The organism is Gemmatimonadaceae bacterium (genome assembly GCA_036504815.1).
In the GTDB taxonomy this organism is placed as follows: domain Bacteria; phylum Gemmatimonadota; class Gemmatimonadetes; order Gemmatimonadales; family Gemmatimonadaceae; genus PNKL01.
The window spans coordinates 16,400-38,144 of record DASXUN010000030.1; the positions used below are offsets into that span (position 1 = coordinate 16,400).

Annotated in this window: 20 protein-coding genes; 11 read left to right on the plus strand and 9 right to left on the minus strand. The window is 67.3% G+C overall.

Annotated elements, in window-relative coordinates; genetic code table 11:
- Positions 1-57 precede the first annotated feature (57 nt).
- From VGJ96_14195 to VGJ96_14205, 3 genes are read right to left on the minus strand one after another with little or no spacing between them, the layout of a single operon-like run.
- Positions 58-840, minus strand: coding sequence for a 1,4-dihydroxy-6-naphthoate synthase (locus VGJ96_14195; GenBank protein HEY3288266.1), 783 nt, complete (start codon positions 838-840; stop codon positions 58-60).
- Positions 828-1,400, minus strand: a complete 573-nt coding sequence (locus VGJ96_14200; GenBank protein ID HEY3288267.1) for a hypothetical protein — start codon at positions 1,398-1,400, stop codon at positions 828-830. The genes VGJ96_14195 and VGJ96_14200 overlap by 13 nt, the downstream gene beginning before the upstream one ends.
- Positions 1,401-1,452: 52 nt before the next feature.
- Entirely contained in the window at positions 1,453-2,028 is a 576-nt protein-coding gene (locus VGJ96_14205) for a hypothetical protein (protein ID HEY3288268.1), read from the minus strand.
- A 358-nt stretch (positions 2,029-2,386) separates the two neighbouring features.
- Here VGJ96_14205 and VGJ96_14210 point away from each other — a divergent pair, with 358 nt between their 5' ends.
- From VGJ96_14210 to VGJ96_14230, 5 genes are all read left to right on the plus strand, one after another.
- Positions 2,387-2,788 carry a hypothetical protein gene (locus VGJ96_14210; GenBank protein HEY3288269.1) on the plus strand — a complete coding sequence of 134 codons (402 nt, stop codon included), beginning with the start codon at positions 2,387-2,389 and terminating at the stop codon, positions 2,786-2,788.
- Positions 2,789-2,845: 57 nt separating this feature from the next.
- Entirely contained in the window at positions 2,846-3,037 is a 192-nt protein-coding gene (locus VGJ96_14215; GenBank protein ID HEY3288270.1) for a hypothetical protein, read from the plus strand.
- Complete coding sequence (locus VGJ96_14220) at positions 3,010-4,809, plus strand: hypothetical protein (GenBank protein HEY3288271.1); 1,800 nt, start codon at positions 3,010-3,012, stop codon at positions 4,807-4,809. Before VGJ96_14215 ends, VGJ96_14220 begins: the two co-directional genes overlap by 28 nt.
- Before the next feature lie 79 nt (positions 4,810-4,888).
- Positions 4,889-5,419 (plus strand): class IV adenylate cyclase, encoded by a 531-nt coding sequence (locus VGJ96_14225; protein HEY3288272.1) that lies wholly within the window; start codon positions 4,889-4,891, stop codon positions 5,417-5,419.
- Positions 5,420-5,498: 79 nt separating this feature from the next.
- Positions 5,499-6,146 carry a dihydrofolate reductase family protein gene (locus VGJ96_14230; GenBank protein ID HEY3288273.1) on the plus strand — a complete coding sequence of 216 codons (648 nt, stop codon included), beginning with the start codon at positions 5,499-5,501 and terminating at the stop codon, positions 6,144-6,146.
- 35 nt (positions 6,147-6,181) lie between these two features.
- On the opposite strand, the gene VGJ96_14235 is transcribed toward VGJ96_14230, so the two are convergent.
- Complete coding sequence (locus VGJ96_14235) at positions 6,182-6,769, minus strand: nucleoside deaminase (protein HEY3288274.1); 588 nt, start codon at positions 6,767-6,769, stop codon at positions 6,182-6,184.
- A 76-nt stretch (positions 6,770-6,845) separates the two neighbouring features.
- Complete coding sequence (locus tag VGJ96_14240) at positions 6,846-8,741, minus strand: multicopper oxidase domain-containing protein (protein ID HEY3288275.1); 1,896 nt, start codon at positions 8,739-8,741, stop codon at positions 6,846-6,848.
- 178 nt (positions 8,742-8,919) lie between these two features.
- On the opposite strand from VGJ96_14240, the gene VGJ96_14245 reads away from it, so the two are divergent.
- Positions 8,920-9,894, plus strand: a complete 975-nt coding sequence (locus tag VGJ96_14245; protein ID HEY3288276.1) for a polysaccharide deacetylase — start codon at positions 8,920-8,922, stop codon at positions 9,892-9,894.
- A gap of 102 nt (positions 9,895-9,996) precedes the next feature.
- Positions 9,997-11,202: an ATP-dependent 6-phosphofructokinase gene (locus VGJ96_14250; protein ID HEY3288277.1), complete on the plus strand. Its 1,206-nt coding sequence runs from the start codon at positions 9,997-9,999 to the stop codon at positions 11,200-11,202.
- Between the two features lie 21 nt (positions 11,203-11,223).
- Here VGJ96_14250 and VGJ96_14255 read toward each other — a convergent pair whose 3' ends face one another.
- The gene (locus tag VGJ96_14255; GenBank protein HEY3288278.1) at positions 11,224-13,278 is read right to left on the minus strand and encodes a glycoside hydrolase family 97 protein; all 2,055 of its coding nucleotides are present in this window, start codon (positions 13,276-13,278) and stop codon (positions 11,224-11,226) included.
- 134 nt (positions 13,279-13,412) lie between these two features.
- Between VGJ96_14255 and VGJ96_14260 the strand changes: the two genes are divergently transcribed.
- Positions 13,413-13,871, plus strand: a complete 459-nt coding sequence (locus VGJ96_14260; GenBank protein ID HEY3288279.1) for a DUF1810 domain-containing protein — start codon at positions 13,413-13,415, stop codon at positions 13,869-13,871.
- 65 nt (positions 13,872-13,936) lie between these two features.
- Entirely contained in the window at positions 13,937-14,377 is a 441-nt protein-coding gene (locus VGJ96_14265; GenBank protein ID HEY3288280.1) for a TfoX/Sxy family protein, read from the plus strand.
- A gap of 30 nt (positions 14,378-14,407) precedes the next feature.
- Here the strand turns inward: VGJ96_14265 and VGJ96_14270 are convergent, their stop codons facing one another.
- Positions 14,408-16,381 (minus strand): alpha/beta hydrolase, encoded by a 1,974-nt coding sequence (locus VGJ96_14270; GenBank protein ID HEY3288281.1) that lies wholly within the window; start codon positions 16,379-16,381, stop codon positions 14,408-14,410.
- A gap of 386 nt (positions 16,382-16,767) precedes the next feature.
- On the opposite strand from VGJ96_14270, the gene VGJ96_14275 reads away from it, so the two are divergent.
- Entirely contained in the window at positions 16,768-17,331 is a 564-nt protein-coding gene (locus VGJ96_14275; protein HEY3288282.1) for an SRPBCC family protein, read from the plus strand.
- Between the two features lie 97 nt (positions 17,332-17,428).
- On the opposite strand, the gene VGJ96_14280 is transcribed toward VGJ96_14275, so the two are convergent.
- Positions 17,429-18,607: a thiolase family protein gene (locus VGJ96_14280; protein HEY3288283.1), complete on the minus strand. Its 1,179-nt coding sequence runs from the start codon at positions 18,605-18,607 to the stop codon at positions 17,429-17,431.
- A gap of 52 nt (positions 18,608-18,659) precedes the next feature.
- The gene (locus tag VGJ96_14285) at positions 18,660-20,975 is read right to left on the minus strand and encodes a 3-hydroxyacyl-CoA dehydrogenase/enoyl-CoA hydratase family protein (GenBank protein HEY3288284.1); all 2,316 of its coding nucleotides are present in this window, start codon (positions 20,973-20,975) and stop codon (positions 18,660-18,662) included.
- A gap of 140 nt (positions 20,976-21,115) precedes the next feature.
- Here VGJ96_14285 and VGJ96_14290 point away from each other — a divergent pair, with 140 nt between their 5' ends.
- A complete protein-coding gene (locus VGJ96_14290; GenBank protein ID HEY3288285.1) occupies positions 21,116-21,736 on the plus strand; it encodes a DNA-3-methyladenine glycosylase in 621 nt (206 codons plus the stop codon).
- Positions 21,737-21,745: the final 9 nt, after the last annotated feature.

The following is a 21,745-nucleotide window of genomic DNA, read 5'->3' on the forward strand; positions in this document are numbered from 1 at the left end:
CGATAAGCGGTATCCGTGTTACCAGTGAACGGATGTGTGCGGCGCGCCTCAGCCGGCCTATGGCTCGGCGACCAGCCGGGCAATGGCCCGCAGCCCGTCATCGCCGACGTCGAGACTCAACTCATTGACGTAGAGCTTGATGTGCGCATCGCACACCATGTCGGACATTTCCTGCGAGTGCGCGCGCACGTAGGCGCGCGACGCCTCAGGATGGTCGAACGCGTACTGGACCGAGGCACGCAACGCACGCTCGGCCTGCGACGCCGTTTCTGCGTCGAGGTCGGCGCGGGCGCAGATGCCGGCGAGCGGGACCGGAAGCCCGGTCTCGCGCTCCCACCATTCGCCGAGATCGGCCACCTTCACCAGGCCGTGGTCGGCGTAGGTGAAGCGTGATTCGTGGATGATGAGCCCGGCATCGACTTCGCCGGTCTCGACGGCGCGCAGGATCCGGTCGTATCGGAGTTCGACCACATCGCCAAGGCCGGGTGCGGCGAGTCGAAGCAGCCGGAATGCCGTGGTTTCACGCCCCGGAATCGCGAGCCGTCCGCGAATCGCATCGGCGAGCGTTCGCGGCGTTCGGGCGACAACCAGCGGCCCAACGCCGTGACCCAATGCCGCCCCGCTGCGCAGCAGGCGATAGCGATTGCCAACCGCGGCGAATGCGCCAACACTGAGCTTCGTGAGGTCAAGCGCGCCGTGATGCGCACGCCGGTTGAGCTCCTCGATATCGAGCAGGACCGGCTCGATGCGGAACGGCGCGTCCACCAGTCCATGCGTGATGGCATGGAAGGCGAACGTGTCGTTCGGGCAGGGTGAGTAGCCGAAGGTCAGGGTACGCATCGGGCGAACTCGGCCACGAGGCGTGGCGTGACGGCGATAATGGCGGCGAAGGCCTCATCGAAGCGCCAGTTGGCTCGATCGCGCTCCTCGATGGCGTTCGCGATGGCACGCACCTCGAGGGCGGGAACCCCCGCCAACTCGGCCGCGCGCAATACACTGAACCCTTCCATGGTCTCGACATCACAGTCGGTCGAGCCGCCAACGCGCGCACTGGTGCCGATGGTGCGAACGACGGCTTCGGGCACCGCATGACGCGCGGCGTCCAGGAGCATCGGCGCCGGATGGACACGCTTCGGTGCGAGACGTTCGGGAACCTCGAGGTCGCAATACAGCGCGTCGTCACCAATGACCAGCGCGGGCGGCACGAGCAATGCGTGGCGACGGGCGCCGGCGATCCCGACGTGGAGAATGGCCGCCGGCCGATGCCGCGCGATGGCGGCCGCCACGGCCGCGGCCGCGTCAACGGGGCCCACGCCGCAGAGGGCAGTGGACCAGCCATGAGACTCGGCGAGTTCGCGAGGCGTGGCCGCCACGACGAGGATGCGATCCGGCGCGCACATAGTGCCAGAGAAATCTAGCGGGCGCCGACCGCATCGGCGTCGCGGCGCGCCGTCAGGCCGTCTCAACCTCCGCCGTGCCCGCCAAGGCGCTGTGCCCGAATCCGCGGCTAAGCGCGCGGTACGCCCCGGCCGCGGCGCCGACTGCCAGGACCGCAAGCGACGCGATGAGTCCGGTCTTGAGGGTCATCACCAGGACCACGGCCAGCGCGATCCCCGTGTTCGCCTCCGAGAGCAGCGCGGCGACGCGGTCGGGCGGCGCATCGTTGGGCAGGTCATGCCCGGCGCGCGCCAGGCGCTGAAGACTGGCGCGCGCCGCGGCGGCGCTTCGCACACCGATCACGGCACCGCTCGCGAGCAGCGTCAGCGCGCCCGCCATTCCCGCCGCAACCCAGCCCGCCTGCCACTGCCAGCGGCCCGCAACCATGTAGAGGCCGGTGGCGACGAGGGTGATGACGGCAACGGGAAAGGTGCGGGAGGCGGCGCTCATCACCTTGCCCCATTCGAGCGCTTCGCGCAGCGAGGGCGTGACCGTGCGGCGCCCGGCGGCGAAATGCACGATGGCGGATGCGGCGGTCGCCGCCAGCAGCGCGAGGAGGTGGACAGACAGGGCGATTTGATACGTCGTCATCGGTCGGGGGGCTGGGGGCCATGGGACAGATTGTCATCAGCAATCCGGCGCTGCTGGACTCCGTCTGGCAACAGATGACGGGGGCTCTGGGCGCCTGGTGTCTGACAGCGCCCGCGAACAGATGGTTTGACCCGTTCCAGGGACGCGCCTCGTTCGTCATAGTTGTTAGGAGGAAGCGGCGCGCGCGGCGCACCGCCGCGGAAAGTTGCAACATCTTGTCTCGAACGTGATCCTTATGGCGATGCGGTGCCCAAAGTGCGGGAAGGAAAGCAACAACATCCGGGTATGCGCGTTCTGCCAGACGCCGTATCCGACCGACGGCAGTGCACACTCCAGCGCACCGCGGCGGACGCCTGCGGTGGCGGTCCTGCTGCGCTCGCGCGCGGTGCGCTGGGGGGTGATCGGTGTCCTGGCGCTGTTCACCGTGGGCTACTACCTCGCGGTTCGTGAGCGGACGATTCCGACCGGCGTTGCCGTGCCGAACCTCATCGAAGCGCCAATGTCGCTCAACGAAGCGACCGCCTTCCTGAAGACTGCCGACGCGAATGCGACGGTCGAGTTGCGCAACGGCGAACTGTCGGTGCGCGTGTCCGCCGCGACGTTCCCGCAGCAGCGCGCCGGCCAGCTCGCCTTTGCGCAGCAGTATGCGCGCGCGGATGCCATGGTCCAGGGGCGCAGGCGGGTCATCCTGTTCCTCGATCCGGACGGCGCGCCCTTCGCCAAGGCTGATCCCGCCCAGGGCGTGATCCTGACGCGCTAGCACGGCGACGGGCGCCGGAGCGGCGCTGCGGATGGAACCGACCAACGGAGAAATGCCATGCGTCGTTACGTGCAGGTTTCGGGGACCTTCCTTGGCTTCATCGCCATTGCCCAGCTGGTGCGCGCCGTAATGCAATTGCCAGTGCAAGTGGCGGACGTCGCAGTTCCTGTCTGGGCGTCGTGGTGCGCGTTCCTGCTCGCGTCGGCCCTGGCCATCTGGGCGTGGCGCACGGCCACGCGCGGCACCTGATGGCGCGCATGGGTGCCCGCTGGGCGCCCGTTGGCGTTGCCATTGTACTGGCCGCGTGCACGGCGCATCGCGTCGAAACGACGCGGCCCGGATTTCCAGCGCTGTCCGGCGCGCCGGAGCGCATTCACGCGCTTGAGCTCTACCCGGGCGTCACGGCCACGTTGGTCGCGCCCGCGCACGTCGATGCGCAGCAGCCCGTCGAACTGATTCTCTATGGATTGCCGAACGGCAACTCGACGATCGAGACGATGGGCCGGACGATGTCGGACGGCGCAGGGTGGCGGTTTGACATCCAGCACATCGCCGCGCAAACGCGCGCCCTGCGCGCGCGCGGCGTGCGGCAGGCGGTTGTCGCATACCTGGAAGCCGACGGCAAGAGCTGGCCGGCTTGGCGGGCCAAGCTCGGCTACGACCGCGCGAACCGGCGCATCGTCGAGATCGTGGACCAGCTTCGTGCCGCTGTCGGTGACCCATCGCAGGTTTCCGTGACGCTCACGGGACACAGCGGCGGCGGATCCTTCATCTTCGGGTTCATCGAGGGCCAGGATTCGCTGCCGAGCTGGCTGACGCGAGTGGCGTTTCTCGACGCGAACTACAATTTCACGCCCGCCCATGGCGACAAGCTGAAGGCGTGGTTGGGGCGCCGTCCGGGCAACCGGCTGGTGGTGCTGGCCTACGATGACCGGGAGATCGTGCTGGACGGCAAGAAGGTGGTCACCGACTCCGGCGGCACCTGGCGCGCCACCCAGCGAATGATCGACTACTGGTCGAGATCGGTCAGTCTTGGGCACGACACCCTCGGGCCGTTCCTCCGCGACCGGGCGCCGCAACTGGAGTTCCTGCGCCATCCGAATCCAGGAAACGCGATCCTGCACACGGCGATGATCGGCGACATGAATGGCTACCTGCACGCGATGCTGACCGGTCGAACGGGCTACGATCGCGCGCCGACCGTGCTCCGGGCAGAGCGCGTCTACACGCCATTCATCGAGGGGGCGGTATCGATTCCCCCGGCAACTCCGCCGGAGATTCCGGCGCGGGGCCGCAGCGCCCTGTCGGGCAGCGCCTTCATCGCCTCCATTGCGCACGCACCGCAGGACGACCGGGAAGCGGCGGTGCGCCGCGAGCTCTTCGCCGGCAACATCCCCTCGTTCCTGCGGGCGCTGCGAACCGTGGAAGCGAGCGCGGTCGGCCCCGACAGCGTGAAGCACACGGTGACCTACACCGTGATGCCCGACTACCTGGCGATCGGGTCGGACAGTGACTTCGTGCGCATGCCGATGACGCCCTACACGGCACAGGCCTTCTGCGATGCGTTTGGTTTCGTGCTGCCGACGCGCAAGATGGTGAATGACATCTGGGCCGCCGCAACCGTGCACGTCGACCCGCGTCCGCTCACGCAGGACCGCGACTCGGCGCTCACCTTCCTGCAGCACCACCGCATCATCCAGGAACAACTGGCCGGTCAGCCGCGCGGTGCGTTCGTGGCCGGCATCAAGAAAGACGTGGTCGTCTCGAACCGGTTGCTCGATCGATCAAATCGCGTCGCGATCTACGGCTGGCACTACCTGAATGGCGAGCCGATCCAGCCGGTGTACGCCGGGCATGTGGACTGGTACGTGGACTACAGTCACGGCATTCGGCCGGTGCGCCGTTGGATGCAGGTGGACGGCACGCGGATGAGCTTCGAGGCAATCCTGGCGGACTCAACGCGGCGCGCGTTGCTCAGCGATGAAGGCGCGCTGATGGTCATGCGCTACGACAAGCCGTAGCGCCCTGCCGCTCCACTGCGGCTCAGGGGAGCCGGCTCTGCATTGCGCGACGCCGGACCGAGGAAGCACACTTCACGCCATGCCACGAAACGTCGAGATCAAGGCCCGCATTGCGAGTGTGGACGCGCTGACGGCACGTGCCGCAGCGATCGCGGACACCGGACCTGTCGAGATCCGGCAGGATGACACGTTCTTTCCCTGCGACACGGGGCGCCTGAAGCTGCGGCAGTTCGCGGATGGAACGGGTGAACTGATCTTCTACCAGCGCGCGGATCAGGGCGGACCCAAGGAGTCGTTCTACCTGATCTCGCGCACGGACAACGCCGAGGCATTGCGCGAGGTGCTGCTGTGCGCGTACGGAGCGCGCGGCCGCGTCGTGAAACACCGCACGCTCTACCTGGCCGGAAAGACGCGGATCCACCTGGATCGCGTGGCGACGCTTGGGGATTTCCTGGAACTCGAGGTGGTGCTCGACGACGACGAGTCGCTGGAAGCCGGCGTGCGCACGGCCCACGAGATCATGGCGCAGCTCGGCGTCACGTCGGCGCAATTGATCGAGGGGGCGTACCTGGACCTGCTTGCGCGAGGGCCGGAAACGCACCCACGTTAGGACAGGTCGTCACCTCGCCCGTCGGTTCGGCGACTTTCCGACGGCACACCCCATTCATCTCAGCCCCCCGAGATCACGCATGCCCAAACTGCGCGTGGAGTGCTTCAGCATTTCGATCGACGGCTTCGGTGCCGGCCCTCATCAAAGCCTCGAGAACCCGCAAGGTGTCGGCTTCATGCCCACCCACGACTGGGTCTTCGCCACCCGGACCTTCCAGCGGGTGGTACTCGGCGCCGAGGGCGGTGAAACCGGGACCGACGACCGTTACGTAGCGCACGGATTTGAAGGGATTGGCGCGTGGGTGCTGGGACGCAACATGTTCGGCCCCGTGCGCGGTCCCTGGCCGGACGACTCGTGGAAGGGGTGGTGGGGCGACGAGCCGCCGTACCACACGCCGGTCTTCGTGCTCACGCACCACGCGCGGGCGCCACTCGAAATGAAAGGCGGCACGGTCTTCCACTTCGTCACGGAGGGACTGGACGCCGCGCTCGCGCGCGCGCGCGAGGCGGCCGGCAGCCGCGACGTGCGCATCGGCGGCGGCACCTCGACCATCCGTCAGTGCCTGCAGGCCGGTCTGGTGGACAGCATGCATCTGGCAATTTCACCGCTGCTGATCGGCGCCGGCGAAGCGTTGTTCGCGGGCCTCGACCTACCGCGCCTCGGATACCGGGTGACCCAGAGCGTCGCCGGCGAACGCGCGACGCACGTGCTGGTGTCGCGCGGGTGACGCCGCCGGCAAGATCGGCTGCGGCCAGCGCCACCCTACGGATTGTAGATGGGTCCCGAGCGACGGTGATAGAGCGCCAGCACGCCCCGGGCATCCTCGCGCCCAACCTCGCGCACGATTTCCACCCCGGCGTGGGCGAGATAGTCGTACGAGGCGGGAAAGACAGGCCCTTCGTCGAATCCCAGCTGCATCGCGTCGTCTCGCGTCGCGCCGCAGACCAGTCGCTTCACGCCGCTCCACAGTGTGGCGCCAAGGCACATCGCACACGGCTCGCAGGAGGTCACGAGTTCGTGGCGTGGGAGCCCGGGCGCCGAGAGCGTGAACGAGTGGCGCTCCTGCTCCGCGAGCATGAGCGCGACGACCTCGGCATGCAACGCCGAACTATTGAGCCGCACGACACTGTTGACGCCGACGGCGACAAGGCGGCCCGTGCCAAGTTCGAAAACCGCCGCGCCAAACGGGCCGCCGGTGTCGCGTTCGACATTGACGCGCGACAGGACCACGGCGAGGCGCATCTTCTCCTCATCCGACGTGTACTTTCGCTTCCAGTCGACCGTCGACCCGACCCAGGCCGGCAGGGCGATGGTCACCGACGAGGCGTGGGGCGGCGTGGGCGCGCGCATGCATCTAGTATGGAGCACGAACGCCGGGATGCCAGCCGCTCACGCTGACCGCCCGGCGTTCCGTCCGCGCACCTCCTCAGCGCACCGTGATCTTCTGCTGCAGCGGCGGCCTCGCATTCGTCATCGTGACAGACAGCACGTACTCCCCGGGCGTGGGCGTCCACTCGAAGTCGTAGGTCTCGCCCGCCTGCAGTCGCACGAGTGCTGGCCGTGCCGTTGCCTGCGCTGCCGGCAAATCGGCGCCGTCCTTTGCCATCGCCCGCCACTGCACCGTATCCGCGCCCTGCGTCAGCACATACTTGCCGCCACGCACCAGGCCGATGCCGACAAAACGCAGGCGATGGGCCCGTCCGGCCGCGAAGGTCAGGGGCGATGGTTCCGTCTCCCCATTCAGGATGGTGCGCTCCGGATTGTCGAGTCCGTCCCATCCTGCGACGAAAATATGATCCACGGTGGGATCGAACTTCTTGCCCGACTCCAGTACGATGAGCGCCCCGTACAATCCGGACGAGAGCTGTTCGACGTCCACGAGATGGGTGTGATAGATGAAGGTCCCGGCCCGCGGGAGCGTCAGGTGCGCGACGAATGAGTCTTTTGGCGCGATCATGCGGGCGAGGCGGTCCATGGAACCGCTCCACCCTGGCACGCCGTCGGAGTAGCTGTCGAGTTCGAGCCCGTGCCAGTGCACGGCGGTCGGGTCGCTGAGCTGGTTGTGCACGACGACATCGGTGGCCTCGCCGCGCGTGAGGATGAGCGGTGAGCTGACCGGCTCGAGTGAATCCGGCGCGGGACGGTGCGCGTCGCGCTGCAGGACGAAACGCATCGCGCGCGGCGAGTAGTTGCGCCTGGCGCCTTCATTCACCCAGAGCGCCAGCGTGCGTGCAGCGGGCGAAGTGATGGTCTTCGTCCCGGGTCGCGGCCGAATGGAAAGCCCGACGATGAGGCCCGCCATGTGCTGTCCGGCGTCCTCGGACATCGTCGCGTGCGTCGCGTGCGTCGTGTCCTGATTCAACTGGGCAGAGCCCGGCACCACGTGAAAGCCCAGATGGCAGTGATAGAGCCAGTTGCCCGGACGGTCGGGGACGATGGTGAGGTCGCGGGTCTGGAACGCCTGAAACTGCTCGGTGACGCCAAGACGCCGGGCGTCCGGATGATAGAGCGTGTCACGGCCGACAGTGCCCGACGCGGTGACGTTGAAATAGAAGCCGTGCAGGTGCATGGGGTGCCCGCGCTGCGACGCGTTGATGACGCGCCACCGAATCGTGTCACCGACGGTGCCGGTGAGCCGTTCGGTGTACGGCCAGGAGTGTCCGTTGATCGCCAAGGCGTTGGGATAGGTGACCGAATCCTTGGGATATCCCCAGATGTTGATGACCAGCACGCGGTCCGGCGGACGCGGTCCGCGCGGGTCGACGATGAATGCGCCGGAGACGGTCTCTCGTTCGGCGGTGGCCCGCGCGCTGAACATCCCGGGGGAGATGACGTAGAAGTACGTCCCAGGAGCACCGGCGGCGAAGGTGCGCCGCAGCGTGGCTCCGGGCGCCACGAGCAGCGTGTCGGTGCCGCTGCTGGGGCGCGACTCGAGGCCGGCGACGTGCAGCGTCGAGTCGTCGAGCGCGTTCCGCAGCGTGACGTCGATGATCGTGCCTTCGGGAACGCGAATCATCGGTCCCGGGATCTGCGGTACCTTGCCCTCCTCGGCCAGGGCGACTACGTCCACGAAGGGACCCGAGTCGGCTTCGGGAAACCAGCGTGCGCGCACGACGGCGAGCTTCACGCGCAACGTGTCATGCGCGAGCGTTCCGGCCGGCGACCGGTTGTCGTTGGCGGCCACGCGCGACAGCGATGTCCGGTCCAGGCCTCCGGGGCGGTTCGATGCCCCCAGGATCAGGGTGCCGGCGAGGAGAAGAGTGACAACGGCGATCGCACGGCGCGCCGGCGTCGGCGCGCGGTGGGGGGCGGACGATTTCAAGGGGGCAGGCCTCGCGACAGTGGGGGGGCGAACTGTGGGGCGGATTGTCGGCACGAACATGCGCGTTCCCGCAAGGGCGGGCGAACCGTTCGGTGCGGGGATGGGGAACGGCGGGCGCGCCATCGCGGGCGATGGCCGGCACGCGTAGAATCCACCGCATCCCGACCCGGAGTTCGTCATGCGCCGTCTCCTGCTCGCCCTCGCGCCGGTCACCCTGCTCGCTCAGGCGCAGCCGGTTCCCCAGACCACCGCCAAGCCTGGGTGGCAGTGGAGCTACGACAGCGTGGTGACGGTGGTCAACGCGGTGCGCGCCGGGCGCTCGCTGCAGCCCGCGGCCTGGCCGAACGGCGCGCGCGTGGCGGTGCTGCTCTCGTTTGACGTGGACAACGAGACGATCGGCGTGCGCTACGGCGAGCCGACGGTCGGTGCACTCTCGATGCAGCAGTACGGGCATCGGGTGGGCCTGCCGCGCATCGTCGCCCTGCTCGATCAGCACAAGATACCCGCGACCTTCTTCGCCCCTTCAGTGAGCCTGTCGCTCACGCCCTCGATGATTCCGCTGATCAAGCGGAGCGGGCGTCACGAGTTTGGCATCCATGGCTGGATCCACGAGCTGAACATGACGCTCCCCGACTCGGCGGAACGCGCGTTGCTGCTGAAGGCGATGGCTGAGGTGACCCAGTTGACCGGGACGAAGCCGACGGGGTATCGCGCGCCGAGCTGGAATTTCAGCCCCAATACACTCACCATCCTGCGGGACATGGGATTTCGCTACGAGAGTTCGCTGATGGCCGATGATCGACCGTACGAGCTCGTGCAGGCGGGAAAGCCGACGGGGATGGTCGAGATTCCCGTGGAGTGGATCCTCGATGACGCGCCGCTCTTCGATCCGCGCGGCCAGAGCTACATGAACCCGCGCGATGTGGCCCGCGTCTGGATGGACGAGTTCGACAAGGCGTACGAGGAAGGGACCATGCTGGTGCTCACCATGCATCCGCACATCACGGGACATCGTTCGCGCATCGTCGCGCTGGAGCAGCTCATTGCCCACATCGAAGCGAAGGGGCCGGGCAAGGTCTGGTGGGCGACGCACGGGGCACTGGCCGAATACGTGCGCCAGGCGGCGAACCTGGGAGAACCGATCGCGCGGTGACCGGCTTTCCCGGTACACGGCGGGGCCGCGAGCCCCTAAATTGACGGAAGCGCCGACGGCACTGTCGCCGCGGCGCTTCGACTTTGTTGGGAGCACGTATCCATGGCCAGCATCAACAGTGGCAAGAAGCGCATAGCCATCCTCACCGGCGGCGGCGACGTCCCGGGCCTGAATCCCGCGATCCGCGCGGTCACCATTCGCGCGCTGCGGGAGGGGTGGGACGTCATCGGCCTGCGGCGTGGCTGGGCCGGCGTGGTGGAGATCGTCCGCGATCACCTGCACGACAACTCGAACAACTTCCAGTTCCTGTCGGAAGAGATCGTCAACCGCGCGGGGCGCACGGGCGGCACCTTCCTGCACACGTCGCGCACGCGGCCGAGCAGCATGAAGGCCGACGCGGTGCCGCAGCACCTGAAGAGCCTCTACAATCAGCCGGTGAACGACCTCACCCCCGAGGTGCTGAAGAACCTCGACTGGCTGGGCGTCGACTACCTCATTCCCATCGGCGGCGACGACACGCTCAGCTACGCGATGCGGATGCACCAGGAAGGAGTGAAGGTCATTGCCATCCCCAAGACGATGGACAATGACGTGCCCGGCACGGACTACTGCATCGGGTTCAGCACCTGCGTGACGCGCACCATCGAGATGGCGCACCGGCTGCGCACCTCGGCGGGCTCGCACGAGCGCCTGCTGGTGATGGAGGTGTTCGGCCGCTACGCCGGGTTCACGGCGATGCTGCCGACGATGGCCGGGGCCGCGACGCGCTGCGTCATCCCCGAGCATCCGTTCAGCTTCGACGTGCTGACCGAGATGCTGATGTACGACCGCAACCGCAATCCGTCCAGGTACGCGGTGGCGCTCGTGTCGGAGGGAGCGGTGCCGCAGGGCGGCCAGATGGTCTGGCAGAGCGACGTGCAGGATGCCTTTGGGCATGCCAAGCTCGGCGGCATCGGCGACATCGTGTCGAACGAGGTGCAGAAGCGCACGGCGCAGTACAACAGCGGCAAGGAAGTCCACATCATCAACCAGAAGCTCGGCTACCTGGTGCGCGGCGGCGATCCCGACGCCATGGACTCGATCGTGCCGATGGCGTACGGCAACCTGGCGCTCGACCTGCTGCTGCACGGCGTCCACGGGCGGCTCGTGGTCGTGAAGAACGGCTGCTACGGCAACATCCCGCTCGACGTGGTCACGAGCACCAAGAAGGTGGTGAACGTGGAGCGCTTCTACAACGTCGAGCGCTACCGGCCGTACTTCCACAGCTTCGAGATGGCCCCGCTCTTCATCATGACGAGCGAGGGGTAACGCCCGGGTCGGTTGCGCGCTTTAGCGCGCGACCGGCCGGATGCGTATCGCCTGTCCCCCTCCCGGGGCGAGCTTGAGCGTCAGCGCCGATGTCGACGTCACGTCGGCCTTCAGGATCTGCACGGCCGTGGGCTTCGTCAGGTAATGCGCGCCCGGTCCGTCTGCGTAGATCTCGGCGACGTATCTCTTGCCCGCCGTCAGGAACGGCAGGCGCACCGTGAACGTGCGCGCCGACTCATCGGTGATGGCCCCGATGAACCACTCGTCCCTGGCCTTCGCCTTGCGCGCCACGACGACGTAGTCCCCGATCTTTCCCTCCAGCACGCGCGTGGTGTCCCAGTCCACGGCGACGTCGCGGACGAACTGGAACGCCGGCTGTCCCTCGTAGTTCTCCGGCAGGTCGGCGGCCATCTGGATGGGCGAGTAGAGCACCACATACAGCGCCAGCTGCTTGGCGAGCGTCGTGCGCGGGCGTGACGCCTCGTGGGGACGCGGCTTGCCGGTGGGGCGCGTGATCTCGATGTCGAAGATACCCGGCGTATAGTCCATCGGGCCGGCCAGCATGCGCGTGAAGAAGAGAATCGTCTCGTGCTCGGGCGGGTTGCCGCCGTCGCCGCCCCACGCATTGTACTCCTGCCCGCGCGCCCCTTCACGGCTGATCATGTTGGGCCAGGTGCGGCGTTCGCCCGTGTCGTGGATTGGCTCATGCGCGTTGATCGCGATGCCGTACTTCGCCGCGGTCTCGATCACCCGGCGATAGTGGCGTACCATCAGCTGCGAGTGATGCGCGTCGCCTTCCTTCGTCTTGTCGCCCACGTATCCGGTCTTGACGGCGGTGATGCCGAGCGACTTGTAGAGGGCAAAGGCGCTGTCGAGTTGCCGCTCGTAGTTGGCAATGCCCATTCCCGTCTCGTGGTGGCCGATGAGGCGCACCCCCTTGCTCCGGGCATACGCCGCGACGGCCGGCAAGTCGAAGTCGGGATAGGGCTGGGTGAACGAGAACTTGTCGCCGTTCTCGACCCAGTTCCCATCCCACCCGACGTTCCATCCCTCCACGAGCATCCCGCCCAGCCGGTTGGCTGCGGCAAAATCGATGTACCGCCTGGCGTTCGCCGTCGTCGCGCCGTGGATCGGCCCCGACTGCCACGTCATCGTGTTGATGTGCATTCCCCACCAGATGCCGTCGTACGTCATCGGCGTCACGAAGCTCGGATCGGCGATCTTGCTGGGCGGATTCAGGTTGAGCCCGATCACGGACGGCACCAGATCCGCCGCGCGGTCGGCCAGCTGGATGGTGCGCCACGGCGTGACGAACGGGGTGACGCCGCGGACCTTCACCCCGTCGCGCATGGGGGCGAGCATCACGCGCAGCGTGCGATTCTGCTCCTTGCCGCCGCGGATGTTGAGCCCGGCGTAATCGAACAGGTCGGCCTCGTGAAGCACGACGTGCAGCCCGCTCGGCATCTCCATCGTGAGCGGCGTATGCACGGTGTCGAGCGTGGAGAGCGGCGACGCGCGGAAGAGATACTCGTACCGGTTGGGCTGGAAGGACGGAATCCACCAGGCGCGGCCATCGCTCGCCATGCTGAACTCGGTCAGTTCCTCCATGATCTCGAATGCCTGCAGCGCCGGCTGCGCCGGGAGTTCGTAGCGGAACCCGAGCCCGTCGTTGAAGACGCGGAAGACGGCAACAAACCGGCGGCCCGGCGCCTGGGCTTCCTCGACCGTGACGCGCAGTTCGCGATGGTGATCGCGCACCTTCCGGACTTCACCCCAGGGCTGCGTCCAGGTCTCGTCGTGCTCCGCGCGCACCACGTCCACGACGCGCAGGCCGTCGCGCAGGCGCGGGGCGCCGCGGAACTCGAACCCCAGGACACTGGGCATGATGACGTTGGCCCCGTGCCGTGTCACCGCGTAGCGCAGGACGCCGTGGTCGAGGGCCACGGTGACGATGTTCTGGCCGTCCGGTGAGGCAACGGTGGCGGGAAGTTGGGCACGCGCAGCGATCGGCGCGGCGAGGAACGTCGCGGCCAGAAGGGCGGCGGCGCGCTGGATGCTCGGGATGGCTCGCGACATGTTTGTAAAATACCGCAGAAAGTCGGTGTTGGCCGGACCACTTCGGCATCGACCATCTCGTGCGCTGGCGCATCATCCCGGCCGCGCCCATATCCGTCGGTGTGCCCGTCATACGTCCAGGGAGCGCGTCCGCGATGCCCACTGACCACCAGGATTCTCGCGGATCAGGCGATCCGTTCAACCTCGGGCGCTTTGTCGCGGCGCAGGCCGCGCTGTATGCCGATGTGGTCGACGAGTTGTCGGCCGGTCGGAAACGCACGCACTGGATCTGGTTCATCTTCCCGCAGTGCGCCGGCCTGGGGTCGAGCCAGATGTCTCGTCGCTTTGCGATCGGTTCACTCGATGAGGCACGCGCGTATCTAGCCCACCCCGTGCTGGGTCCCCGCCTGGTGGCGTGCACAACGCTGGTGGTGCAGCACGCCGAACGTTCGGCGGAGGAGATCTTCGGTGCGCTGGACGCGCGCAAGTTCGGCTCCAGCATGACGCTCTTCGCGGCAGTCGCCGGCACAGACTCTGCCTTCGCACATGCCATCACGACGCACTGCGCCGGCGAGCGTGATGCGGAAACACTGCGGTTGCTGGGCATCCTGTAGTGCGTGGCGCCGGCGGAGTTCCCGTGGCACGTTCTCCTGACCCCCTTTGAAAGGAACTCAGGCCTATGGCAACAGATGCCGGCTATGCAGAGTATGTCTGCGACCAGCTGCATGCCGCGGGCGGCATCAGCGCGCGCAAGATGTTCGGCGAATACGGGCTGTATCGTCACGACAAGATCGTGGGGCTGATCTGCGACAATCAGCTCTTCGTGAAACCGACGCCGGCCGGCGAGGCGGTGCTCGGCACGCCGACCTACGGCCCGCCCTACCCGGGGGCGAAACCGTTCTTCAACGTCTCAGATCTGCTGGACGACCCCGAGTGGCTGGTCCGGCTGATCGAGGCGACGGATGCCGCCCTCCCCGCGCCAAAGAAGAAGGCCCCGAAGAGGGATGCGTCCAGGTCGAAGCCGCCGAAGCCGGCCAACGACAGGAAACGCCCGCCCGCCAAGTCCGCCAGGAGACCTAAGCCCACGAAAGCCACGAAGCAGCCGGCGCCGAAGAAGTAGCGGCGCCGGCGCTTGCCTCTGCCTATCCCGCTACGGCAACGGGATGTAGCAGACGTTGCTCGTCAGCATCATCATCACGAAGACGAGACAGGTGACCATCGGACCGAGATAAACGCGTCCCGTCAGCTGGAAGAACCAGCGGTTGTAGAGCGGGAGCAGGAACATCATCGGGATGATGCCGAACAGCAGGTTCGCGAACAGCCACTCGGCCGTCCAGTACACCGTGCCCGTGCTCACGAAACTGGCGTATTGAATGGCGAGAATGAGCACGAGCCCGACCGAATTGCCGAGTCCGTTGATCAGCAGGCTGCGCCATTCGGGCTGGTGCGCAAAACGTCCGGCGGCATTCACGCGCACCGAATTGGCGAAATAGAAGATGAAGAACAGCGGCAGGTACATCAGCGCCACGAGCAGCATCCGGCGCGGGAACGACGCGGGCGCCGACACAAAGAGAAAGCGGAAGTCGGTGTGGAAGATGCCGTAGCAGGCGAAGAGCAGGACGAAGAAACCCCCCGCTACCGCAAGCGAGAGCAGGAACGTGCGGCCCAGTTCACCCCATGTGGTCTGGAGGCCGAACATCTCGGGCGAGGCGCCGTTCCGCCTGCCGTGCAGCCGGTAGGTCAGCCAGAAGATCAGCAGTCCAATGAGCCCGTTGGCGACGGCCCACAACAGCACCGCGTTGTTGATGCGCTGCGGGAACCACCACGTGGGCTGCGCCGCGCTCGCTGTCGGAAAGACCTTGAAGGTCAGCAGGACCATCGGAATGAACAGGAAGCAAGCGAGGAGCGCGCCGACCGTGAAATTCGTCCAGTAGATGACGGTGCCCGTGCGGCCGGGCTTCGGCAGGGCCGGAGGGACCGCCTTGGCGAGCGCGCTGAACGCCGGCACCGTGAGCAGGAGCGCGCCGCAGGGAACGAGAAAGAGCAGGCCACCCACCAGCGCCATCAGCGTGAAGAGCTCCTTCAGCCACCACAGCTGCTGCGTGCCGGACATCGTCGGCGTCATCCCGAACACGGTCGTGAAGTAGTCGACCATATGTCCGACGGAGCGTGGGTCGTACGGCAGGAGCGGGTGGATGTTGTTGGTGTTGTACACGAGGCGCATCGTGCGCCTGGCCGGGTCGCCGTACGCCTTGCCGATCTCGACGACGGTCACGGCGCTGTCCTTGGGCAGGCCCGAGTTCACGAGCCGCAGCGCTTCCGGCGCATGGCGCATGTCGGCGTTCTTGAGCGCGTTGCGGAAGGCACCCTCGTCGTGCAGCGCGTAGTCCATGCCGACATTGGACCGCACGGGACCAAGCACACTGTCGGTCAGCGTCAGCACGTAACCGCCGACAAAGACCGCGGCGAGCTTGCTCGGCGGCTTCGGCGCGGGCGTCACGGCCGAGTCCCGCGTTGCGCCGGCCTTTTCGCCCTTCTTGCTGGCGGCCGATTTCTTCTTCGGTGTAGGGGCGGGCGCCGCGGCAGTCGCATCTCTCGCAGCCTTCGCGTTTGCCGAATCCGGCGCCGTGGCCGCGCGGCGCGCCGGGCGCAAGCGTCCACCGAAGTGCGCCGCCGCCTGGATCACGGCATTGCCGCCCGCCGAGTATCCCGCCGCGCCGATGCGCGTCTTGTCGACGTAGTTCAGGTTGGGCGTGCTGGCGACGTACTCGACCATCGGGATGACGCCGTAGCCTTCGAGCGTCGCCGACCGTCGCTGACGAGAACTGCTCGACGCACCCTGCGCGTACGGATCGATGGTGATCACGGCCATTCCGCGCCGCGCAAGCTCGATGGCATAGCTGTCGAGTGATTCCTTGCTGCGCTCAAACCCCGGGCACACCACGACGAGAGGCACGGGGTTCTTGGCGGTCGCAGCGAGGGGCCGGAAGATGTCGGCCGCGACCCACTGCCCGTCCTGGGTGGGAAGCGTGAGGCCGATAACATCCACGCGGCCAAAATCAGTCTTCACCAGATACGCACCGAGGCTGCCCATGAAAACCAGCGCGAGTGAGACGAGCAGCATTCGCCGGTGACCGCACGACGGCGCGTGCTCCGGGCGGGCGGCGGGTGGCACTGAGGCGGACATCGAGCTCCCAAGCGTGAAATTGCGAGGCTTGGGGGGCGTCGTCGCGGTCTGAAGCTCCGTAAGTATCGGCGCACGGTCAAAGGCGCCGCAAGCTGGCCCGCAGTCCACGCCGCTGACGACGGAGTAGGCCGCGGTCCGATAGCGAGAGGTGGGTTGTTGACGCCACTGTTCCGAGCGGAGAGTCCTCCGCAGGACCCATCAAGACCCGATGACGGCGCGCAAGAACGGGGCGCACCAGGTGGCTTCCCGCCCATGGGCCCGAGGCCGCTATCTTGCATCGGTCACCTGACGCAGACTCTCCTTCCCGAACCTCAGGAGTGCGCATGGTCCGTCCCGTTCCACTCGTGTTTGATCCGGAGCTCGACCTCATCCTCGAGCGCGTCGTGGATGTCTCGCCGTCCGACATCTGGGACGCATGGACAAAGCCGGCACAGCTCGTCAAGTGGTTCACACCGGCGCCGTGGACGACCACCAACTGTGAGGTCGACCTGCGGGCCGGCGGCCGTTTCTTCGCCGTGATGCGCTCGCCCGAGGGCGAGGAGTTTTCGAATGTAGGTTGCTATCTCGAGGTGATTCCCGAGCAGCGCCTGGTGTGGACCAACGCCATGGCCCCCGGCTTCCGTCCGCTCGAGCCGGCGCCGCCGGCCCACGAAGGCGACTTCCCATTCACCGCAGTGCTGACCCTCGAGAAACGCGGCGCGGGGACCAGATACACGGCGCACGTCCGGCATGCAAACACTGACGGACGGCGGAAGCATGAAGCCATGCAGTTCCACGCCGGTTGGAGCGCCGCCCTCGACCAGCTGGTTGCGATGGTGAAGAAGCGGCGTGCCAGGAAGAAACCCGCGAAACCGACGACCAAACGTCGCGCACGACCCACGAAGTAGCCGCGCTCCATAACGAGGCGGGCACCAAGGCGGCGTTGCTGCCGCTTGGTGCCCGCACGCTGATGAGCGACGCGACGGTTACACCCTCACGCGGTGCTCAGGTCGCGGGATACACCTCGAAGATCCCCGCGGCTCCCATCCCGCCGCCGATGCACATCGTCACCATCCCGAGTCCACCGCCCGCCTTGCCCAGTGCGTGCACGAGCTGCGTGGTGAGCTTCGCTCCCGTGGCGCCCAGCGGGTGACCGAGTGCGATGGCCCCGCCGTTCACGTTGGTGCGCGCCGCGTCCATGCCGAGGTCCTTCATCACGGCGAGCCCCTGCACGGCGAAGGCCTCGTTCAGTTCGATCATCCTAATCGCCTCGAGCGACAGTCCGGCCTTGGCGAGCGCTTTCGGCACCGCCTTGATGGGACCAATCCCCATCACGTCGGGTGCAACGCCGGCGGTGGCGAACGTCACGAATCGCGCCAGCGACCTGAGCCCGAGTGCCTGCGCCTTGTCGGCGCTCATCAACAGCACGGCGGCGGAGCCATCGGAAAGCGGTGATGAATTGCCGGCCGTCGACACTCCCTTCGCGGAGAACGCGGGCTTGAGCTTGGCCAATCCCTCAATCGTGGTGTCAGCGCGCGGCATCTCGTCCACCGCGAAGGGCACGACCTCCACCGTCTTCTTCGTCCCCTTCCACGCGACCTTCTGAACGGGAATCGGCACGATCTCGTCCACGAAGGCGCCGCGCTGGATGGCCGCCGAGGCCTTCTGCTGCGATGCGAGCGCGAACTGATCGGCCTGCTCCCGCGTGATCCCCCACAGCTTCGCCACGCGCTCGGCGGTGTGCCCCATGCCGATGTTGGATTCCGTCATCTCCGGGTGCAGCCGCGTGTGGAATCCGGACATCGGGACCGCGCTCATCATCTCGATGCCGCCGGCAATCACGACGTCGCACAGTCCCGTCATGATGCTCTGCGCCGCAAACGCGATGCTCTGCAGGCCGGACGAGCAGAACCGGTTGACGGTGGCGCCCGACACTTCCACCGGGAAGCCGGCGCGCAGCGCAGCCAGCCGCGCGACGTTGAGCCCCTGCGTCCCCTCGGGGAAGGCGCATCCCCAGATGACGTCGTCCACCAGTGCGGGGTCCACCTTGGCGCGCTGGACGACGCCCTTCAGCAGCTCGGCGCTCAGGTCCACCGCATGCACGGTCGCGAGGCTGCCGTCCTTCTTGCCGCGAGCGACGGCCGAACGGACCGCGCTCACGATCACTGCGTCCTTCAGTTGCATGGTATCATCTCCCGGCGCGCACAGGTCGCGCCCGCAGTCGTCGTGGATTCGGTCAGTTCCGCAGGGGCTTGCCGGTCTCGAGCATGTACTGCAGCCGGGCCTGCGTCTCCTTGGTGCCGAGGAGGCGGAGGCAGGCCTCGCGCTCGAGGTCGATAAGATCCTGCTCGGTCACCTCGCGCGGCGGTCCGTCGCCGCCGGAGAGCACGTACGCGATCTCATGCCCGATCCGGACGTCATGCGCGGTCGCCTGCCCGCCTTCCTGGAACGAGAAGAGCGCGTAGTCGAGGTTGGCGAGCGCTTCCTTGCCCAGTGCGCGCATCGTCATCGGCGGCGGCGCAACGTAGCCGGGCGCGAGATCCAGCACGCGCGCCTTGGCGTCGCCCAGCAGCACGTCGCGGTTCATCGAGATGCGGTCGCTCGTGCGCAGGTACCCCAGCTTGATGGCTTCGTGCGCGCTGGTGCTCACCTGCGCGAGCGCGATCAGCTTGAAGGCGCGCTTGATGCCCTCGAACGGATCGGCCTCCTCGTACGCCGCGAGTTCGCGCGTGAACCGGAAGGCGAGCTCCTTGGTGCCGCCGCCCGCCGGCAGGATCCCCACGCCGACTTCCACGAGACCCAGGTAGAGTTCGGCATGCGGCTGCACCGCGTCGCAGTGGATGGAGAACTCCACGCCGCCGCCGAGCGTAAGCCCGAACGGCGCGGCGACAATCGGGAAGGGCGCGCGACGCAGCGACATCGACGCGTCCTGGAACCGCGCGATGCCCGCCTCGATGGCCTTCCAGTCACCGCTCATCAGCGCCGGTCCCTGCTGCGCGAGGTTGGCGCCCGCGGTGAACGTGCGCGGATCGTCGTTGCCGATCACGAGTCCCACGTACTTGCCCTTCGACACGCGGTTGATGGTTCTTGCGATCATCTCCACCACGCCGGTGCCCAGCGTGTTCATCTTGCCGCAGAACTCCAGGCAGAGCACGCCGTCACCGAGGTCAATGACGCGCGCCTCCTTGTTCTCGTCCACCACGTGTCCGTCGGCGCGTCGCGCGGCGAGGTCGATCTTCCCGGGAATGGCGGGGACGGGGGCATAGCCCGATGTCGTCGCCAACTGCTCGGCGCGGCCCGCGCCCGTGTAGAATCCCTTCGTGGCCTGCGCGAAGAGTGCCGGCTCGCTGAAGCCGTGTTCCTTGAATTGCGCGCGCAGCCAGTCGAGTCCCAACGCATCCATCACCCGGAACGGCCCGATCTCCCAGCCGTACCCCCACTCGAGCGCGCGGTCCACGCCGGCGATGTCGCGCGCGAGGTCCGGCGCGAGTCGCGCCGTGTGGTACGCCACGATGGTCAGCATCTTGCGCAGGAAGTCGCCGTACTTGCCCGGGAGGTCGCGCACCCTGGCGATGCGCTCCGCCACCGGGAGCTTGAGCAGCGCGTCGATCTCGGGCGTGGACAGTCGCACCTGCGGCACGTACTCGAGCGTGTGCCAGTCGAGCGTCCTGATGTCCTTGCCTTCCTTCTTGTAGAAGCCGCCGCCCGTCTTGTCACCCAGCCAGCCGCGCTTGACGATCTCGTGCACCCACGCTGGCAGCGTGAAGTCCTCGCCGGTCGCCTGCGACAGGCCGGCGCTGACGTGCGCGAGCACATCGAGGCCTGACAAGTCGCCCGTGCGGAAGGTCGCGGTCTTCGCGCGTCCGATGAGCTGTCCGGTGAGGCCGTCCACCTCGTCGATGGTGAGGTTGAACTCCTCCATCAGCTTGAACGTCGCGAACATGCCGAAAACGCCCAGCCGATTGGCGACAAAGCCCGGCACGTCCTTGCAGAGCACCACACCCTTGCCCATCGCGCGTTCGGAGAACTCGCGAATGCTCGCGAGCGTCTCCGGCGCCGTGTACGGCGTGGGAATGAGCTCGAGCAGGTGCATGTAGCGCGGCGGATTGAAATAGTGCGTGCCGAGGAAGTTCCGCTTGAACGCCTCGCTGCGTCCCTTCAGCAGGATCTCCATCGGAATGCCCGACGTGTTCGACGTGACGAGTGCATTGGGGGCGATCGTCTCGAGCTTCGCGAACAGCTCCTGCTTCGGGCCCGGTTGTTCGATGATGACCTCGACAATCCAGTCGCAGTCGGCAAGCAGGCCGAGGTCATCCGCCGTGTTGCCGGTGGTGATCAGCCCCGCGCGGTCGGGGTCCATGAACGCGGCGGGCTTGGACTTCTTCGCCTTCTCCAGCCCTTTGCGGGCGGGACCCGACCGCTCGGGCGAGGCGGCATCGTCGCTGCCGGGAATGTCGAGCAGGACCACGGGAAGGCCGGCGGAGGCGGCGAGCGCGGCGATGCCGCTGCCCATGACGCCCGCGCCGACGACGCCCACTTTCGTGATGCGCATCAGGGCTCCTCTTGGGGGGCCTTCAGGATGAACGCGCGGGTTGCCGGGCGCGCCGCGCTCGAACGAATCTACAGCACGCCTCGCCGATCGGCGGGGCGGTCGTGTCCGCCGGCGTGCGCAACCGCTAACTTGAGCCCACGATGAAGATCCCCGCCGTCAAAGCCGTCGCGCATCTTCGCGCCGTCGACCCGGTGCTCGCCGATGTCATCGCCCGTGTCGGGCCGTGCCAGGCGAGGGCCCGGATGGAAGGCACGCACTTCGGCGCGGTGATGCGCTCGATCGTGTATCAACAACTCAGCGGATCGGCGGCGGCGACCATCCATGGCCGGGTGCTCGCCCTCTTCGGCAATCGCGAGCCCACGCCACGCGCGGTCCTGCGCATGGACGAGACGCGGCTGCGCGCCGCCGGGCTCAGCGGCCAGAAGACGCGCTACATCAAGGACCTGGCGCTGCACGCGGCCGAGCGTCGCTTCCCGATGGAACGCCTGCATGAACTTGACGACGCCGCCGTGCTGGAGACGCTCACGCAAGTGAAAGGGGTAGGACGCTGGACGGCGCAAATGTTCCTGATGTTCCGGCTCGGGCGCCCAGACGTGCTCCCCGACCTCGACCTTGGCATCCAGAAGGGGATCCAGCAGGCGTACGGATTGCGGCGGCTGCCCACCCCGCAGCAGGTGCTGAAGCGCGGCATTCCGTGGGCACCGTATCGCACCATCGCGAGTTGGTACCTGTGGCGGCTGCTGGACCTGCCAGCGGACTGACCGGGCGAC

What these genes read in the sequence shown, in the direction of transcription:
- VGJ96_14205 (HEY3288268.1), bottom strand. Translation starts at nt 2,028, where the DNA reads ATGACGACGTATCAAATCGCCCTGTCTGTCCACCTCCTCGCGCTGCTG.
- VGJ96_14200 (HEY3288267.1), bottom strand. Translation starts at nt 1,400, where the DNA reads ATGTGCGCGCCGGATCGCATCCTCGTCGTGGCGGCCACGCCTCGCGAA.
- VGJ96_14195 (HEY3288266.1), bottom strand. Translation starts at nt 840, where the DNA reads ATGCGTACCCTGACCTTCGGCTACTCACCCTGCCCGAACGACACGTTC.
- VGJ96_14260 (HEY3288279.1), top strand. Translation starts at nt 13,413, where the DNA reads ATGCCCACTGACCACCAGGATTCTCGCGGATCAGGCGATCCGTTCAAC.
- VGJ96_14235 (HEY3288274.1), bottom strand. Translation starts at nt 6,769, where the DNA reads ATGCGCGCGCCCACGCCGCCCCACGCCTCGTCGGTGACCATCGCCCTG.
- VGJ96_14285 (HEY3288284.1), bottom strand. Translation starts at nt 20,975, where the DNA reads ATGCGCATCACGAAAGTGGGCGTCGTCGGCGCGGGCGTCATGGGCAGC.
- VGJ96_14270 (HEY3288281.1), bottom strand. Translation starts at nt 16,381, where the DNA reads ATGCTGCTCGTCTCACTCGCGCTGGTTTTCATGGGCAGCCTCGGTGCG.
- VGJ96_14250 (HEY3288277.1), top strand. Translation starts at nt 9,997, where the DNA reads ATGGCCAGCATCAACAGTGGCAAGAAGCGCATAGCCATCCTCACCGGC.
- VGJ96_14230 (HEY3288273.1), top strand. Translation starts at nt 5,499, where the DNA reads ATGCCCAAACTGCGCGTGGAGTGCTTCAGCATTTCGATCGACGGCTTC.
- VGJ96_14255 (HEY3288278.1), bottom strand. Translation starts at nt 13,278, where the DNA reads ATGTCGCGAGCCATCCCGAGCATCCAGCGCGCCGCCGCCCTTCTGGCC.
- VGJ96_14225 (HEY3288272.1), top strand. Translation starts at nt 4,889, where the DNA reads ATGCCACGAAACGTCGAGATCAAGGCCCGCATTGCGAGTGTGGACGCG.
- VGJ96_14280 (HEY3288283.1), bottom strand. Translation starts at nt 18,607, where the DNA reads ATGCAACTGAAGGACGCAGTGATCGTGAGCGCGGTCCGTTCGGCCGTC.
- VGJ96_14215 (HEY3288270.1), top strand. Translation starts at nt 2,846, where the DNA reads ATGCGTCGTTACGTGCAGGTTTCGGGGACCTTCCTTGGCTTCATCGCC.
- VGJ96_14245 (HEY3288276.1), top strand. Translation starts at nt 8,920, where the DNA reads ATGCGCCGTCTCCTGCTCGCCCTCGCGCCGGTCACCCTGCTCGCTCAG.
- VGJ96_14265 (HEY3288280.1), top strand. Translation starts at nt 13,937, where the DNA reads ATGGCAACAGATGCCGGCTATGCAGAGTATGTCTGCGACCAGCTGCAT.
- VGJ96_14275 (HEY3288282.1), top strand. Translation starts at nt 16,768, where the DNA reads ATGGTCCGTCCCGTTCCACTCGTGTTTGATCCGGAGCTCGACCTCATC.
- VGJ96_14290 (HEY3288285.1), top strand. Translation starts at nt 21,116, where the DNA reads ATGAAGATCCCCGCCGTCAAAGCCGTCGCGCATCTTCGCGCCGTCGAC.